The organism is Nitrospirota bacterium (assembly GCA_016219645.1).
Classification (GTDB): Bacteria; Nitrospirota; Nitrospiria; order Nitrospirales; family Nitrospiraceae; genus Palsa-1315.
This window is the reverse complement of the sequence record JACRLR010000040.1, coordinates 56,764-73,147: the sequence shown is the minus strand read 5'-3', so window position 1 is coordinate 73,147 and position 16,384 is coordinate 56,764. Positions and strand designations below refer to the sequence as shown.

Sequence of the window (16,384 nt, the reverse complement as noted above, 5' to 3'; positions counted from 1 at the left end):
TAAACGTGCTGAAAAAGGAAACTTTGGTTCACCTAGAATGTTTTCAGCAGACTCTTAGCCCATCATGAAATCAGAGGGATGGATCGATGTGCAGATTCGTACCGCCGTCGATGCGGCGGAGCTGATCAGCAGGCTGTCTGACTCCGGAGTCCAAGGCGGATGGGAGGAGAACGGTGTGATCCATCTCTATTGGCCGAAACTGCAGTGGAGCCTGGAGGCACAGGCTCGTCTGACCAGGACTTTGTGGGGACTCGATCCCGATGCCTCGATCGAACGCGACATTGGCGTTGTGGAATTGCCCGATCAAGATTGGAATCGCCAGTGGGCTCAATCGGTCAGGCCGATTCGGATCGGTCGCCGGATTGTGATCAGGCCAAGTTGGGAGGCAGTAACGTTACAGGGTCAGGACATCGAGATCGTGCTCGATCCGAAGCAGGCGTTCGGCACAGGACACCATGCGACGACAAGAATGCTCTTGGAGTGGCTCGAGGATCTCATTCACGGCGGCGAGTTCGTGTTGGATGTGGGCGCGGGGAGCGGTATTCTGGCGATGGTCGCATTGCGGCTTGGAGCTGACTCGGCCCTCGGAGTGGATTGTGACCCCGTCGCCGTGGAATGTGCAAAAGACTATGCCGCTCAAAACGTGTTTGGAGATGGTCTCGATTTTCGGTGCGGAACGTTGGGAACAATTGATCCGCAAGGCACATTGCGACCGGACCTGATTCTCGCCAATCTCGATTGCCAGACCCTGTTGCTGTCATGCGATGAACTGGGGCGGTACGTAAGTCATGGTGCGAGGCTCTTGCTGTCCGGCATCTTGCTCGATCAAGAGGATGAGATTATTGGGGCGTTCTCCCGGGTCGGCGCTATGACGTCCCGACGGCGTGAACAGGAAGGCTGGGTGGCGTTGGAACTCTTGATGGTCGAACCCTGCGAAGGAATAGACGCATGACCGAAACTGGCCGACCCCCCTATCCCCACGTATACCAGATCAATGTGTCTGATGGAGGAGTCCCGAAACGTCCGTTGCTGGAGGCCATGGTTTCTAAAACAGGAGTCGAGGGTGATCGGCAACAGAATTTGAAGGTACATGGCGGACCAGATCGCGCGGTCTGTCTCTATTCTCAAGAGCTGATCGAGCGGCTGCAGGACGAGGGCCACTCGATCGAAGCCGGCTCTTCCGGAGAAAACCTGACGCTCGCCGGGCTTGAGTGGGAGAAACTGAAACCGGGAGACCAGCTCAAGATTGGGCCGGAAGTGCAGATCGAGATCATGAGTTATACCTCTCCCTGTGACAAAAATGCCCAGTGGTTCCTGGACAGAGACTACAAGCGCGTCTCTCAAAAGAAGAATCCGGGATGGAGTCGACTGTATGCGAAGGTTCTGCGTGAGGGCATGGTGAGACCGGGAGACGCAGTGGCGGTGGAAACGTGAAGCGTATCTCGTAAGAACCTTGCGAACCACGAGCGACGAGATACGAGATACGAACGACGATAATGAAGAGAGTACTTGAGCCTGAGCTGATGGATGACCCTGACCAGGCGCTCGCCTATGCAGGGGCGGATTTCGAAACAGAGAATCAGGGATTCGTCGATCGCTTTCGGGAACATTTTCCGGAGTTCACCGGGGGCCATATCCTCGACCTTGGGTGTGGCCCTGGCGATATCCCCGTCCGGTTCGCACGGGCGCTTCCCGCTTGTTGCATCATCGCTGTCGATGCGTCTGGGCCGATGATTGCGCTCGCAACCGAGGCGGTGAAACAGGCGGGCCTGGCTGATCGGATAAGCCTCCGCTGCGAACGCTTTCAGAACGTTTCGTTGGTCGAACCGGTCGATGCCGTAGTCTCCAACAGTCTCTTGCATCATGTACCAAATCCCTTGCAGTTCTGGTATCGGCTTCGGCAGCTGGTGAAGCGAGACTCTCCCGTGCTCGTGATGGATCTACTCAGGCCGGATTCGCACGAGGAGGCGCAGGCCATCGTGGAACGTTATGCGGCGCAGGAATCAGAGATATTGCGGCGCGACTTTTACAATTCCCTGTTGGCATCGTTCACTCAAGATGAAGTAGCAGCGCAGCTGGCAGAGATGAATTTGAGCCGATTGGTTATCGATGTGGTGGATGATCGGCATTGGGTTGTCAGCGGCATCATCCATTGAGCAAGGCCGGATGGTGAAAACGATCCCCAACGGCGTTCTCACCTCGGCCACATCCTCAACGTACCCCAGAGGGTACGCCTGCGGTGTGGCCATCGGCTGCGGCCTTGTTGGATGATCGTTTTGACCATCCGGCCCATTTCCACGGCAGCTCCTCTTGTTTCTCAACACCGACTTGCATGGCTCTCGCGGAGCGGTGTTTGCTTATGTATGCTATTGCACCATGCGATTCTTGCTCGGAATCTCTTTCCTTATCCCACTCTTGATCGGCCTATCTATAAGTAATGACTTTGCCCAAGCCCAGCTTGAACGTCTGAGAAAAACTAGACCGGTGGAACAGGCGGTGCCACCTGAGACTCCGATGGTCGAGATTCCAGCCGGTCAGTTTGCAATGGGATCGGATGGGGTGCGGGCCTTGGAGGATGAACGTCCGGTGCATCGGGTGTGGTTGGATCGATTTTCCATGGATCTCTACGAGGTGGCGACGGCGCAGTACGCGGAGTTTCTTCTTGCGACACAACGTCCCGCGCCATGGCAATGGAACAGCGTCGATCTGTCGCAGTCTCATGATCGTCCGGTGATAGGCGTAGACTGGTCTGAGGCTGATGCCTATTGTCAGTGGAAGGGGAAACGGCTTCCGACAGAAGCGGAATGGGAGAAGTCGGCCAGGGGAACGGAAGGACGATTGTATCCCTGGGGGGATCAATTCCCCAGCAAGGACCTGGCGAATTTCGCCTTGGGAGCGCGATTCAGTTACAGCCAGGTCTTGATGCCGGTGCAATCTTATGAGCAGGGCAAGAGTCCGTACGGACTCTTGCACATGGCCGGGAATGTCTGGGAGTGGGTGCAGGATTGGTACGCCGTGAACTACTACGAAGTCTCGCCTGAGCGAAATCCACAAGGACCTGAACAGGGGCAATTCAAAGTACTCCGCGGTGGGTCTTGGTCCGATCTGCCCAAATATCTCCTCACCTATGGGCGATTCAAGCTCCCACCTGAGACGCGCAACAGCTATACGGGCTTCCGCTGCGCCAAATCATAGCAGGCTGATGAAAACGGCCACCAACTTCGTTCTCACCTCGGCCACATCCTCAACGTACCCCTGAGGGTACGCCTGCGGTGTGGCCATCGGCTGCGGCCTCGTTGGATGACCGTTTTGATCAGCCTACGGGGATTCCATATCTCTCTTGCACGCTGAACCCCAAAACTCTCTTCATCAAAGCGGAAGTTTCAGCTGCCGTTAGGCCGTTGTTGTGAGATGGGTTACGAGCCAATCGTTGATCGCTGTGGTCATCTGGTGAAAGTCTTCTCCTCGAGTGAATTGATGATCGGCGTCCGGCAGGAGAATCAGCCTCTTCGGGCCCTTTAGGGCCTCATGCAAGCGCCGGCTTTGATGGAGGGGGACACATTCATCCTGCTCGCCTTGAACGATCAATGTCGGTACGGTGATTTGCTCAGCCGGCCCGTAGGCGATTTGCCGGAGGGAGTCTTCGTAAAAGTCATACCGCAAACGGACTCGATCCGGTCCTCCCATGATGTTGGGAATCGTATCTGTGCTTTGCCACCTCGGCAGCTCATCCGATCCGAGTGTCAGGCGAAGTTCTTCCGCAAAATCCACCACGGGACATTTGAGGGCCAGGCAGGCGATATCGCTACGCCTGGCCGCTGTGAGGATGGCAACGAGCCCTCCAAAGCTTGAGCCAACGAGCCCGATTCTGCCATATCCTCTGGCGGTCACGAGATCCAGAGCTGCTTCGGTTTGCTGTATGGCCAGAGTCGTCGTGATCTCTTCGAAGGGTCCGTCACTGTCCCCATGTCCGAAGAAGTCGAAGCGGAACGTGGCAATGCCTCGTTCTGTCAGCATGCGGGTCAAGATCTTATTCGTCGTACTGTTCTTGCCGGAAAGAAACCCATGACAAAGGACTACGATACGGTCTGCCCCGCTGTCGGGAGCCGTCAGAATTGCGGAGACGCGATAGTTACACGAGTCGTTGAAAACGATCTGTTCTTCCACGGCGGGGATTGTAGCAGAGTCGGGCAGTAGGTGGGAGCGGAAGAGCCTAGCCCTTGTTTGCCCGGATGCGGAAATCCACGTTGTCCCTCAACCAGCGCCAGAACCTCGCTTGCTCACGGATATCAGCCCCCTGCTGCAACTGATTCTTCCAGCCTTTCATCACGTCTGCGTCCACCGTCCAGAGCCGGACTCGTTGACGAGGCACGTGGGTCCTCCATTGTTCGCCGACTTTCGGGCTGACGTAGGCCAAGCGCAGCGTGACGTTGCGCGAGAGATACTCCAACGGCTTCAGATCGATCCTCTCGTACAGTTTCTGCGCGCCGGCTTTGGTGCCGCTGGCCGATGAATCAGGGATCCCGTCCGTAATGATGACGATGTTGACCGGCATAAGAACCAGATTCCGTTCCTTCGTAATACGCGCAACTTCATGAAAGAATGGATTGAAGTCCGTGACAATGTCGGTAGGGGGAAACCATTTTTTCAGTTCGGCCTCGATTTGAGATATCTCTTTCCCTTCGAATTCATGGATTGGATGAAAGCTTTTCGGCTCACGCATGCTCTTCCCACCCATGCTCGCCACAAACATGGCCTGCGGCTTTTCCAGGTCGCCGAGCTCGTTGATATGCCCATAGATATAATGGGCCAGGAACGCCAGAGCGTTTTCATAATGGCCAGAACTCCGGAATGAACCACTGGCATCTACGCCGATGAAGAGGGTGGACTTCGGTTTGCGCAGCTCGGCTGGTTCTCCGGTACAACCAGCCAAAGCTCCCAGGAGAACGATCGCTGCCAGAGCGCTGAGGATAATTGCAGCGGGCTTCCTCTTCATGATGGCACCTTCTTTGTCTCCCACCGGATGGCCGGTAGAAGTTCACGCGCTTCGACGACCTCCTTGAGGCTTTTGAACGGGATGGAAAAGACCGGCTTGCCGGTGACGAGAATCATGGCGAAGTTCAAGAAGGCCGCTACGACATGCAGCACCGGCAACATGAGGTACTCCATCAGCTCAGAAGCCTTGTCGTGCAGCCATCCGACTTCCCGCTTGAAATCATCCAATGGTGTGCGCCACCACACCACCGGCGCAGTGCCCTTGAGTTGGTTCGTTTCGTCCTCGGGCGTCATTTGATACATCGGGCGGCGTGAGATGAACGAGAGCAAGGGGGGTGTGCCGTACTGGCCGAAGAGAAACCAGGTCATGCCGCGGACGCCCACCCAGCTGAATGTTGCAAGAGACAGCGTGAATCCGATACCGAGCCTGAACTGCTCGCCGGTTTGCTGGGCAATCCAGGGTGTGATCGCATCGACCAGTTCGCGGTACAGGAACATCACTTCGAATACCATGACAAAGACTTCGACAAGCAGTACCTGCGCAAGGTAGCGATACTCATGGTTCTTGATTGCGTCGGCCAAGACTTGAATACAGGCGAAGCTGCCCATGATGAGCAATGACAAAAACAGATAGAGAATCGTGCCGGTCATGACCGAAGCCTCCGATCCTGTGATGCCTGCCAGGACTTCAGTGATCGTCGGCATGAGCGTGTAGGTGAAAATCGTTGATTCCAGCAGACACCAGAAGATCAGTAAGACAAATGCAATCCAGGGTACACCGGGTTGAAAGTAACTCTGTGTCATCTGGCCCGTCATCTTGAACGGGAGAATGACGAGCTGTTTCATCGTTTCGGCGAAGAGCTTGAGGGCCAGGCGGCCTAGTGTGAAGAGCCAGCCGAACACCACCATCACGAACCGGGCGAGTCCGACCCAATACATCCACATGCAAAACGCCATGTCCCACCAGGCGAGAAGCAGCGTCTTGAGTAATTCGATTCGGCCTGAACGAAACGGCAAGGTATAGAGCGTCAGGTGTGTGCACCAGACAGCGCCGATCCACAGGAGTGCCGGGAACAGGAGCAGGAGGTAATAGATGCCGGCTAGCCAGCCGGTTGCCGAGGATAGTATGAAGCCCATCAACGCCTGTTGCATGTCAGGAATCCACGAGAGCGGAAGGGTCAGGAGGTGGAAGAGGCTCTGCCAAGGGTCCGGAACCATCTGTGAAATCTGGTCGTTCATGGATTCCCCTCCTGTTGAGGCTCGCGAAACGGCCTGTACCTTACATCCTCAATAAGTAAAGCAAGAAACAGGCTGGTCTCATCGGACCGGGAGTTTCATGAAAGAAGACGGGGGCTTGCACAGAGAGGCCGGAGTCGAAAGTGTTGATCAAGTGAAGGGGGGAGGATACGGGCTGTACCGGCTGGTGGCAGGGGAGGAAAGACTATTTGTGCTACGCGACATCAGCGCTTGTTGGTCATGCCTACCGCGCGCTTGAAAGGTTGATGGAAGGCCTCTTCTTCTGCGAGGGAGGAGGCGGACCTATCGGAAGGATAAACTCCCAAGGCCCAGGTGAGTTTGACAGCAAAGAGGGTGAGACTGCTCAGGAGCAATCCGACTGTGACCCAAGTCGCGATCTGAAGGGAGAGGGAACCAAGCGGGAAATTCCAGGCCATTGCGGCGAGCAGGCCGAAGCCCATCGTCCCCAAGCTCAACCCAGTCAGTTGAACGGCTCGCCATCGGTTCATGATGACCACAAGTTGAGCATGATAGGGACCCTGTTCTTTCCGGCTCGTGATTCGGTCAGTCACCAGTAGCTCAGGGATGCCGTGGGAAACGGCTGCAAAGACAGTCTGTAAGATGAACCCGATCAAGGCCATATGGGTATAGGCTGCAAGTTGTAAGGATCCAAAGGGCAGTGTCGGCGATTGATGGGAATAGTTAGCTCCGACGAGGACGCCCATGATCATCATAAGAACCAGAAAGAACGTCGCGATCAGGAGGTGGTCGGAGGCGGCATTTCCGGGATGGCCCGAATCCATCCAAGTACGCAGCAGGTTGTAGGCATAGAGGCCGATGCCGAGGATGAGCAGCCCCCCGATCGCGAGCTCAAGGTAGAGGGAGGAGGTCACAAACCCACCGACTAATATGATGAAGCCGGCTGGGAGGACTACCGACACAAGACGGGCAAGTCGTGGACTGTAGAGCGTGGTATGGAGGATGATCGGCAAGAACTGTTGCGTGGCGCCGATCATCGCCATTACGATGAAACCCATCAGAGTGACATGGAGGTGAAGAAGTCTCGCATGGGCGTAGTATTCCTGTATGAGTCGAAAGGCCATGGAGACGCCGATCACCAATCCGGCGAGTAACGCGACGAGAGAGAATCGATACAACCAGGGAGTATCGGCCGGTTGGGTGAGACTTTGCGACCCATACTGCCAAGCGACCCTGGCGATGGAGGCGACCGCGCCAATCACGATCATTCCAGCCGCCCCGACAACCATCATATTGCCCAATCCCAACCCGACGAGCAGCCCCACTGTGGCGACATTCAGAGCGATGAACAGCCCGGGATGAGAGGGTGAGAGGGGTCGGCCGATCTGGGGGTTGGTCGAGAGGGAAGCCAGCAGCCCACCAATCACGAGTTGCAGGATGCCGCCGATGAGGGTGGCATGTACATGGACCAACCGCAACCATGTGGGTAGCGCGGTGCCATGGACCAATCCAAGCAGGATCCCCAATCCCACAAGGGAAGAAAGCAGGAGCCAGCTAAATCCAGAAATCAGAAAAGCCAGTGGACGGCAGGTGAGTCGAACCATGGAATCCTCTTTCTGGCAGGATACTGAAAGCGATGTTGAGATGCGAGAATTTTGATAATCCGCGCATGCGGTATTCCAGGCGAAATGCTCTTGCGGGATGCTCAAAAAGCCGGCCAGCAAGGCCGCAGCGAGTGAAGGTCCGAGGCGTACCCTTGGGGTACGTTGAGGATCTGAGCGATGCGAGAACGCCGCTGGCAGGATTTTTCAGCGTCCCGCTAGGCTTGCAAAAAGTAGAAATGATTCGTTGGACCGGTCCCATGACCGATCGCCAGGCTATGGCGAATCGCTTCGGTAAGATAAGTCTTGGCTGCCTGGGTTGCATCGTTCACAGATTTGCCTTGTGCGAGATGGGCCGCGATTGCCGAGGCGAAGGTACAGCCAGTGCCATGCGTGTGGGGGGTATCGATGAATTCCCCTTTGAACACATTGAAGAATCGACCGTCATAGAGCAGATCAGTGGCGCGATCTGTCGGCAAATGGCCTCCCTTGATCAACACATGCTTACAACCGAATCCGTGAATAATTTTGGCAGCGCGACGGGCATCCGCGAGGGTCTTGATTTCAATGCCGGATAGTTGCTGGGCCTCGTGGATGTTCGGCGTGACGAGGAGCGCTAAGGGAAAAAGCTGCCCCTTGATGACGTTGATGGCATCCGGCTTGAGCAACAGATGGCCGCTCTTCGAGATCATCACCGGATCGACGACAAGGTTCGTCACATTCTGTGGCTTCAGCATTCTGGCCACGGTTTCGACGATGGCGGCAGAGGACAACATACCGGTCTTGACCGCTGCGACATCGAAGTCGTCGAACACAGCGTCGATTTGCGCTGCGACGATCGAGGTCGGCAGCTCAAAGACGTCGGTCACTTCTTCCGTATTCTGCGCCGTGACAGCGGTAACCACCGACATGGCAAACACACCATTTGCCGACATGGATTTGATATCGGCTTGAATCCCCGCGCCCCCACCGGAATCAGAACCGGCGATCGTCAAGACCTGTTTGATCGGCTGTGTGCTCATAGGCCTATCAATTGGACGGTGGCGCTGAGGTGTCGACTGTTGCTGGAGGGGTTCCGGCTGATTCAGCCTTGAGGCCCTCGATGGAGAACAGGGCATCCGGTCGTGGCGACTTCTCGTGATAACGAAAGGTAACTTGGTCTCCTGGTTCGTCGGCCGAGGCCGAGAAGGTCAGCACTGCCCGGCCCTTTCCTCGTCGAGGGATCTCGATGCCGCGCACGCAGAGGCCTTCGCGGTTGTTCTCAACCTCCAACTTCCACTGTCCGCCATGGTCATCTTCGAGCAGGGTATCTTGCAGCTGACAGAGTGCTTTGATGTCGCGCGAGGATTTGTTCTCAATGGTGAGATCGGCCGAGATCTGTTTCTCCCGCCTGTGCAAGGCCGTCACGACCAACTGGTAATATTCGTTGCTGTGAGACCCAAGACCGGGCGGTGGCGCCGGTTTGGCAGCAAGGTCCACCTTCACGACAGGGGGCTTGTGCGCCTCCTTGATCAGTTCCGCCAGAGGGCCGGCTTTCGGAATTGTGCTGCGCGTGGCACCCAGTGAATGCAGCGTGCTGGGGTTCAGTAGCTTGACCGTCACCCGAAGGCCGTCCGGTGATTCCAGATAGGAACCGGTTGCAAATACATCGGCATTCACTGCTTTGGCTGCCTGGTTGACCGCTTTAGCCTGAGCCGGTTCGAACTGGGTGACATGGAACTTCTTCAACGTCGACCCCACCATAGCGCGCTCGACGACCTTGAGTTCTCCTGTGACTAAGATCTGCGTGCCCAACTCCTCCGCCAAAAATTTCCCGATCGGCGTGACTGCGCCCTTGGCGTCGGTAAAGTCCATCAGCGCCAGCTGCCCCTTCCCCGCTTTCACAGTGTCGGCGATCACTCCCTCCGCCAATTGCTTCAAACTCTCTTCATATTGCGACGCCGCATGAACCGGAACTGCCCAGAGGGCAGCGATAGCAAGTATGATCGTGCTTAAGAGGCGAGTCATAGCTAGGGAATTATCCTTTGAGACAAGAGGCAACTTCAACGCTAGCGCACATTATACCCAGCGGACAGAGCCTGTCCAGCAAGGCGGGCTTAGCAACATAGGACTTCCCATTTTTCTCTCATCCGGGTGGCTATGAACTCACTAGGGGCTGTGGGTGGGGTGCCCCATCGTGCGCGTCCTGCGAGCACAGGGGCTCCCACCCACGTCTCTCCGATTTTTATCTCCCCCCAATCTGGCCCGTCGTGACTTGACGGGTGGCTTTGACCTGGGCGCCCTCCATCTTAGCTTTCATCTTCTGTTCAAGGGTGGCCCGATTGGTCTCCAACTGCGCGCGTCCAACGAGGGTCTTCCGAGACCGCGCGTTGCGCGAGCAAAGGAGACTAACGGGCTACCCTCTCCTTCCTACACCGGGCGGGGTAAGAGGGCGCACGGCGTGATGAATAAAGAGCGCCACGTTTGTGCGCGCCGCCGAGTTGGTGAGGCGGCCGGACCGGACGGGCTGGTCAGCGACAGGACCCGTCAGTTCACACAGGCCAGGTTTCCTCGTTCCACGCCATCTCCCAAAACATCCACTCATACCGTGAACTGATCACAAACGCGTCTTCCATCCGCCGCTTTTCTTCCTTGCCCGCCGACTTGGCCCACTGGTCCACCTTCTTTCTCATCCAGCGCTGTACCTCGGCAAACTCCGGTGAGGCATAGAGCATGAGCCAGTCCCGATACGGATGATTGTTCCTTGGCGGACCCTGTTTCAACAGATGCTGCCCAACAACACAGTAGATCCAGGCACAGGGGAGAGCGACGACGGTGATCTCCGCTGCCGAGCCTGTGTGGGCGATGGTGAGCATGTGCCTGGTGTAGGCATAGTTTATCGGCGCCATGGGCACGGATGCCATCTCCTTCGCGGTCATCCTCCAGCGCTTCCCGTAATTCTCGTGTAGGCTCCGCTCCACGGTGATGGTTTCTTCGGCGAGTTTGGCGAAACGGAGAGCGGAATCGGAGTCCGGCGCTCTGAGCGCTCCGGCAGCGAAGACACGGGATAGCTCACCGAGGAACCGCGCGTCCTGCAGAATGTAGTACTTGAATTTGCGTTCCGGCAAGGTTCCCTTGCCCAAGGCCACGACGAACGGATGGGTGAGCTGTTTGTTCCATATCGGCTTGTCGAGTTGCCTCAAATGATTTGAGAAGGACATGTGACCTCTCTCTTAAGTGAACGTCGTTCGTAAGTTGTGAGCGAGACAGGCTAAACGTGCACGCCAGGCTCGCCTCGCGAAGATGACACTTCCGACCAGTCTCGCTCTTCTCGCATGTCTCGCGAATTTAGCGCGACGAACGAGATGCGATTCACGAATGATGCTTCACGAATTTCACCGATGCGGTATCCAGGGCCTCGGCAAACGATTGATGCCGTCGAGCGCAGCGACCCGGTAGCATTCTGCCAATGTCGGGTAATTGAAGATGGTATCGATGAAGTAGTCGATCCTTCCCTGGAACGCCATGACGGCTTGCCCTATGTGAATAAGCTCTGTAGCCCCTTCACCCATGGCATGGACACCCAGAAGCGCTCGGCTGTGGCGATGGAAAAGCAGCTTCACCATCCCGGTCTCATCGCCGATGAGCTGTCCTCGAGCGATTTCTCGATAGTGTGCGATGCCGACCCCATAGGGGACCTCTGCCTTGGTCAGCTCTTCTTCGGTCCGCCCCACCATCGAGATTTCCGGAATAGCATAGATGCCGTAGGGGAGGAGGTCCGTGTCGGTGTGGTCGGGGTGGCCAAAGGCATGGCAGGAGGCATGGCGTCCTTGCTGCATGGATGTCGAGGCCAAGGCCGGAAAGCCGATCACGTCGCCGACAGCGTAGATATGGGGAATTGCTGTTTGGAAATGGTCGTTTACGACCAGGCGGCCTCGTGTGTCAGGTGTAAGGCCGACAGCATCAAGGTTTAAGCGTTTCGTTGCGCCGACGCGGCCGATCGCGTACATGAGCGTTGAAGTGCTGATCGGTGGTGTGTGCGTCAGCGAGACCGTCACCTGGCCATCGGTATTTTTTCGGATCGCGACCACTTCTTCTTCATGGTAAATCGTCACGCCGATCGCGGTCATCTGTTTTTGCAGAGCGGCAATAATCTCGGCGTCGACAAATTCCAGCAAGCGCGGTCGCTTGTCGATCAGAATAACCGGCACGCCTATCATGGCCAGGATCGACGCGTATTCTGTACCGATCACGCCGCCGCCGACTATGACCATCGATGTTGGAAGGTGTTTGAGCGTGAGTAACCCGTCTGTATCGATGATGGTATCCTTGTCGAAGGGAATATCAGCCGGCCGAGCCGGTTTCGTTCCAACGGCAATGACGATCACGTGCGCGCGGTGTTCTGTGGTTGTGCCGGCCCGTTGAATATTGATCCGATGGGGGTCGATGAAGCTGGCTTCCCCATAGATCAGATCGATGCCGTTACGCGCCATCTGATTCTGCACGATTTCAATCTCATTCTTGATGACGTGGTTGGCACGAAAGGCGAGATCTTCGATCGTGATCGTCTTTTTCAGTCGATATTCGGCTCCGTACAGGGTGCGCTGGCGAAATCCTGCGAGATAGAGAACCGCTTCGCGGAGGGCTTTGCTGGGGATGGTGCCGGTGTTGGTACTGACACCGCCGACGACTTCTTTGCGCTCGATGATGCCGACTTTTTTGCCGAGCTTGGCCGCCTGAACCGCAGCCTTCTGGCCGGCGGGCCCGGTCCCTATGACAAGAAGATCGTAATGGGCCATCTTTCCATTCTAAAGGAAGGCTGAGGTTAAGGCTAAGGTTAAGGAGAAGTATGCGGCTCCTTTCCTTAGCCTCAACCTCAGCCCGAGTTGTTCTACCTAGCTTTGGTTGATCAATGACTTGGCGACAGCGAAGGCTTTATCCATGTCCGGCAGTTGGGCCAGTTCGGGGGTAACTTGCAGATATCGCACGGTATTGTTGGCATCGACCACCATGACTGTACGAGCCAGGATGTGGGGGCCCTTGATAAACAGTCCGTAGGCCTTTCCGAATTCAGCATCCTTATAGTCCGAGAGAAAAGTCACGTTGTTGATGCGGGCTTCCTGCGCGAAGCGTTTTTGCGCGAAGGGGGTGTCGACGCTCACGGTTACCAATTCAACCATCTTGTCGAGACCCTTGTTCTTCTCGCTCAAATAGTGGGTCTGCTGTTCGCACACCGGGGTGTCGAGCGACGGCACGACGCTGATGATCCTGACCTTGCCCTTGCCCTTTGTGTCGGTGATGCCGATCGGCGAGAGGTCTGTCTGTGTCAGTTGCACCTCTCGAAGGGGATCGCCGACTTTAATGCCGGTTCCCGAAAGCACCAGGGGGCTTCCCTTGTAGAGGACTTTTTGGCCTTCACCAGCTATGGCGCTACCGCCAGCGATTGTCATATCCTTGTAGAGAAAACTGGTGCTGCCGGTGCTTCCGCATCCGGTGAACCCGAGCGTCATGCAGAGTGCGGCGCCAATGACCGTTCGATATACTGCCCTCATTTTGCCCTCCTTGTTGAAGTGACTGTGACCATTCTTATCTGACATAAGTTGGCTTGCGCTTGTCTTGTGAGCGGAATTCAGCACACGGTTCAGCATAGAAGCACCTCGCGGATCTGCTTTTATAGCATAAGAGAATAACATCACGCAGGGTTATTGCACGAGAGGGGAGGGTTCAATAAATGCGATGAGCTCCTGGTTGACTACATTGGGTCGTTCCCACTGCGGGATGTGTCCTGCTCCAGATATGCTGACGAATCGTGACCCCTTGATGGTCTGGTGAAGTTCTTTGCCCACGGCGATGGGGAATACCCGATCTTCTTCTCCCCAGATCACCAGCGTAGGATGAATAATTTCTTCGATGCGCCTGGCAAATCCCGACTCCCATAACGGAAGGTTTTCTCTGGCGGACAGGATGGGTTTGATGAGTCCCGGGCGCTGACGGTTTCGGTTGGATCGATCGATGACCGCCGGTGTGAGGAGAGTCGGGTCATGCACGATCTCTTTCAAGACGGACTCGGTCATCAGTCCGCCGAACAGCAAATTGCCGAATGAGACGAGCCAGGATGGCGCACTGGTTTCTAAGGCCCGCCGGACTGATGGGCTGGTGAGTTTCTTCATGACCTGTTGTGGCAACCCGTCGATCAGGACAAGTTTGTCGACTCGTGTCGGATGCGCCAGTGCCATACCGATAGCCAATCCGGCGCCCATGGAGTTGCCGACTAACGTGGCATGCGGGATCTTCACGGCATCCATAAATCCGACAAAGTATTCCAACATCTGATCCGGTCTGTAGTCGATCTCAGGTTTATCGGAGAGCCCGGACCCGGGCAAATCGAGGGTGAGGACGCGGAAATGTTGCGATAGTGCATGTTGCTGATATTCCCATTGCCACATCGATCCCCCGAATCCGTGGATCAAGATGACCGGCGGTCCTTCGCCGACATCCAGATAGGCGATCCTCTGGTTGTGGACGAGGACGGTTTGGACAGGCATGCGCTCAATGGCGTCAAACTGTGTTGGAATCGATGGTGGAGAGGAGCAGGCGGTCATGACAAGGCATACCACTGCGGCGGCGAGCAACGGAAGGCACCGCTGTCTTTTGACTGGACCGGAGTCGCGATGGACTATCGATCTACTCCAGCTGGATGACTGTCTCATCCGTCTTCACGTTGTCGCCCTCGGCGACCAGGATCGCCGAGACTGTTCCGTCGATCGGCGCTGGGACCTGGCTTTCCATCTTCATGGCTTCGATGATCAGGAGGGGGTCGCCGGCCTTGACCACAGCCTTGACCATGACGAGCACTTTGACGACGCGACCGGGCATCGGGGGAGCGACGTCTCCCGGTTTGGACGGCTTGGGCCGTTTCGGTTTGGCGCCGCTTCCGGCGTCGGGGGCTTCCGGCACGCCGGCCAGGATTTCCTGGATCGGCTCCAGCGAGACTTCTTCGAGTTTGTCGTTGACCCGGATGTAATAGGGTTTGCGTCCGTCGACCTTTCGTCCGGAACCTGACACCTGGACATGGTAGGTTTCTCCATGGACTGTGACGTTGAATTCGGCCGGGGCAAGATGAAGTTCGGTGGCCGCAGCCGATCCACTGGAGGAGAAGCTCTCGAGAGGCTCCAGCGTCAGGTCTCCCTTCTCGCGCGCCTCAAAGAAGTCGCGCGCGATCGTGGGGAAGAGGGTGAACGATAGCTGATCCTCCACCGTGGCGGCTGAGGCGGGGAGATCTTTTCTCGTGGCCTCGAGCTCCGGCTCCAAGCGGTCGGCGGGCCGCGTCTTGATCGGCTGGTCGTCCCCGATTGCGCGGGCCATGATGTCGTGATCGAGGGGCCCCGGCGCCCGTCCGTAGAGTCCGAGGAAGTAGTTTTTGGTCTCCGTGGTGATGACTTTGTATCGTTCGCCCGTCAGGACGTTGAGCGTGGCTTGGGTTCCGACGATCTGACTGGTAGGAGTGACGAGAGGGGGATAACCCATCTCCTTTCTGACGCGCGGCACTTCGTCCAGGACTTCTTTCATCCGGTCGAGCGCATTCTGTTCAGTCAATTGCGCGGCGAGATTCGAGAGCATACCGCCGGGAATCTGCGAGGTAAGGATCTCTGCATCGACCCCGGTAAACTCGCTTTCGAACTGCCGATACTTGCGTCTGACAGTGCGGAAGTATTCGGTGATCGGGAGGAACGACGCGAGATCAAGCCCCGTATCGTATGGGCTGTTGCGCAGCGAGGCCACCAGTGTTTCTGTTGAGGGGTGCGAGGTGCCGCCGGCCAAGGGCGAGATGGATGTATCCAGCATGTCCAGACCGCCCAAAATTGCCATGAGGGAGGTCATCGAGGCCATTCCCGAGGTGTAGTGTGAATGCAAATGGAGCGGGACCGTGACCGCTGCTTTGATTCGGCGGATAAGGTGATAGGCGTCGAGCGGCGACAAGAGCCCGGCCATGTCTTTAATACAGAGCGTGTCGGTTCCCAAATCTTCAAGCTGTTTCGCCATGTCGACAAAACGGTCGACACTGTGGACGGGGCTGACGGTATAGCTGATGGCGGCTTCGACATGTTTGCCACAGGCCTTTACCTCTCGCATAGCCCGTTCGACATTGCGGACATCGTTCAATGCATCGAAGATACGAAAGACATCAATGCCATTCGCCGCGGACCGTTCGATGAATCGTTCCAGCACATCGTCGGCATAGTGCCGATATCCGACCAGGTTCTGACCGCGGAGCAGCATTTGGAGCTTGGTATTGGGCATGGCGGCCCGTAGCGCACGGAGCCGTTCCCAGGGATCTTCTTTGAGGAAACGGAGGCAGGTGTCGAAAGTGGCGCCACCCCAAACTTCGAGCGACCAATAGCCGACAGCGTCGAGTTTTTGGGCGATGGGCAGCATGTCCTCCGTGCGCATGCGTGTAGCCAAGAGCGACTGATGGCCGTCGCGCAAGGCGACGTCGGTGATCAGGATGGGTTTGCCAGGCGCCGGCTCAATCTGCAGTGACGGCTGTTTTTTACTGGCCTTTTTCTTCGGTTTTGCAGTCATTCGATTACGAT

Annotated in this window: 15 protein-coding genes; 4 read left to right on the top strand and 11 right to left on the bottom strand. The window is 56.5% G+C overall.

What is annotated here, in order from left to right; translation table 11 throughout:
• Nucleotides 1–64 precede the first annotated feature (64 nt).
• The 4 genes from HZB34_13530 to HZB34_13515 all read left to right on the top strand — a co-directional run bounded on the left by HZB34_13530 (nucleotide 65) and on the right by HZB34_13515 (nucleotide 3,195).
• On the top strand, nucleotides 65–952 hold the full coding sequence (locus tag HZB34_13530) for a 50S ribosomal protein L11 methyltransferase (protein ID MBI5316980.1): 888 nt from the start codon (nucleotides 65–67) through the stop codon (nucleotides 950–952).
• On the top strand, nucleotides 949–1,434 hold the full coding sequence (locus HZB34_13525) for an MOSC domain-containing protein (protein ID MBI5316979.1): 486 nt from the start codon (nucleotides 949–951) through the stop codon (nucleotides 1,432–1,434). Before HZB34_13530 ends, HZB34_13525 begins: the two co-directional genes overlap by 4 nt.
• Nucleotides 1,435–1,496: 62 nt before the next feature.
• Nucleotides 1,497–2,156, top strand: a complete 660-nt coding sequence (locus HZB34_13520) for a class I SAM-dependent methyltransferase (protein MBI5316978.1) — start codon at nucleotides 1,497–1,499, stop codon at nucleotides 2,154–2,156.
• Between the two features lie 193 nt (nucleotides 2,157–2,349).
• Complete coding sequence (locus tag HZB34_13515) at nucleotides 2,350–3,195, top strand: formylglycine-generating enzyme family protein (protein MBI5316977.1); 846 nt, start codon at nucleotides 2,350–2,352, stop codon at nucleotides 3,193–3,195.
• Nucleotides 3,196–3,393: 198 nt separating this feature from the next.
• On the opposite strand, the gene HZB34_13510 is transcribed toward HZB34_13515, so the two are convergent.
• The 11 genes from HZB34_13510 to oadA form a co-directional block, all read right to left on the bottom strand.
• Entirely contained in the window at nucleotides 3,394–4,167 is a 774-nt protein-coding gene (locus tag HZB34_13510; protein ID MBI5316976.1) for an alpha/beta fold hydrolase, read from the bottom strand.
• Between the two features lie 46 nt (nucleotides 4,168–4,213).
• Nucleotides 4,214–4,996 (bottom strand): hypothetical protein, encoded by a 783-nt coding sequence (locus tag HZB34_13505; GenBank protein MBI5316975.1) that lies wholly within the window; start codon nucleotides 4,994–4,996, stop codon nucleotides 4,214–4,216.
• Complete coding sequence (locus HZB34_13500; protein ID MBI5316974.1) at nucleotides 4,993–6,234, bottom strand: hypothetical protein; 1,242 nt, start codon at nucleotides 6,232–6,234, stop codon at nucleotides 4,993–4,995. Before HZB34_13500 ends, HZB34_13505 begins: the two co-directional genes overlap by 4 nt.
• A 221-nt stretch (nucleotides 6,235–6,455) precedes the next feature.
• The gene (locus tag HZB34_13495; GenBank protein MBI5316973.1) at nucleotides 6,456–7,814 is read right to left on the bottom strand and encodes a hypothetical protein; all 1,359 of its coding nucleotides are present in this window, start codon (nucleotides 7,812–7,814) and stop codon (nucleotides 6,456–6,458) included.
• 215 nt (nucleotides 7,815–8,029) lie between these two features.
• Nucleotides 8,030–8,818, bottom strand: coding sequence for a bifunctional hydroxymethylpyrimidine kinase/phosphomethylpyrimidine kinase (thiD, locus tag HZB34_13490; protein ID MBI5316972.1), 789 nt, complete (start codon nucleotides 8,816–8,818; stop codon nucleotides 8,030–8,032).
• Between the two features lie 22 nt (nucleotides 8,819–8,840).
• Complete coding sequence (locus HZB34_13485) at nucleotides 8,841–9,818, bottom strand: hypothetical protein (GenBank protein ID MBI5316971.1); 978 nt, start codon at nucleotides 9,816–9,818, stop codon at nucleotides 8,841–8,843.
• A 524-nt stretch (nucleotides 9,819–10,342) separates the two neighbouring features.
• Nucleotides 10,343–11,011, bottom strand: a complete 669-nt coding sequence (gene tenA / locus HZB34_13480) for a thiaminase II (protein MBI5316970.1) — start codon at nucleotides 11,009–11,011, stop codon at nucleotides 10,343–10,345.
• A gap of 174 nt (nucleotides 11,012–11,185) precedes the next feature.
• Nucleotides 11,186–12,589: a Si-specific NAD(P)(+) transhydrogenase gene (gene sthA / locus HZB34_13475; GenBank protein ID MBI5316969.1), complete on the bottom strand. Its 1,404-nt coding sequence runs from the start codon at nucleotides 12,587–12,589 to the stop codon at nucleotides 11,186–11,188.
• A 96-nt stretch (nucleotides 12,590–12,685) separates the two neighbouring features.
• On the bottom strand, nucleotides 12,686–13,342 hold the full coding sequence (tpx, locus tag HZB34_13470) for a thiol peroxidase (protein ID MBI5316968.1): 657 nt from the start codon (nucleotides 13,340–13,342) through the stop codon (nucleotides 12,686–12,688).
• A 150-nt stretch (nucleotides 13,343–13,492) separates the two neighbouring features.
• Nucleotides 13,493–14,335, bottom strand: a complete 843-nt coding sequence (locus tag HZB34_13465) for an alpha/beta hydrolase (GenBank protein ID MBI5316967.1) — start codon at nucleotides 14,333–14,335, stop codon at nucleotides 13,493–13,495.
• A gap of 139 nt (nucleotides 14,336–14,474) precedes the next feature.
• Nucleotides 14,475–16,373, bottom strand: coding sequence for a sodium-extruding oxaloacetate decarboxylase subunit alpha (gene oadA, locus HZB34_13460; GenBank protein ID MBI5316966.1), 1,899 nt, complete (start codon nucleotides 16,371–16,373; stop codon nucleotides 14,475–14,477).
• Between the last annotated feature and the right edge of the window lie 11 nt (nucleotides 16,374–16,384).

Coding starts and splice junctions, on each gene's coding strand:
- HZB34_13530 (MBI5316980.1), top strand. CDS start 65: ATGAAATCAGAGGGATGGATCGATGTGCAGATTCGTACCGCCGTCGAT.
- HZB34_13465 (MBI5316967.1), bottom strand. CDS start 14,335: ATGCCTGTCCAAACCGTCCTCGTCCACAACCAGAGGATCGCCTATCTG.
- HZB34_13505 (MBI5316975.1), bottom strand. CDS start 4,996: ATGAAGAGGAAGCCCGCTGCAATTATCCTCAGCGCTCTGGCAGCGATC.
- oadA (MBI5316966.1), bottom strand. CDS start 16,373: ATGACTGCAAAACCGAAGAAAAAGGCCAGTAAAAAACAGCCGTCACTG.
- HZB34_13525 (MBI5316979.1), top strand. CDS start 949: ATGACCGAAACTGGCCGACCCCCCTATCCCCACGTATACCAGATCAAT.
- sthA (MBI5316969.1), bottom strand. CDS start 12,589: ATGGCCCATTACGATCTTCTTGTCATAGGGACCGGGCCCGCCGGCCAG.
- HZB34_13520 (MBI5316978.1), top strand. CDS start 1,497: ATGAAGAGAGTACTTGAGCCTGAGCTGATGGATGACCCTGACCAGGCG.
- HZB34_13500 (MBI5316974.1), bottom strand. CDS start 6,234: ATGAACGACCAGATTTCACAGATGGTTCCGGACCCTTGGCAGAGCCTC.
- HZB34_13485 (MBI5316971.1), bottom strand. CDS start 9,818: ATGACTCGCCTCTTAAGCACGATCATACTTGCTATCGCTGCCCTCTGG.
- HZB34_13495 (MBI5316973.1), bottom strand. CDS start 7,814: ATGGTTCGACTCACCTGCCGTCCACTGGCTTTTCTGATTTCTGGATTT.
- tenA (MBI5316970.1), bottom strand. CDS start 11,011: ATGTCCTTCTCAAATCATTTGAGGCAACTCGACAAGCCGATATGGAAC.
- tpx (MBI5316968.1), bottom strand. CDS start 13,342: ATGAGGGCAGTATATCGAACGGTCATTGGCGCCGCACTCTGCATGACG.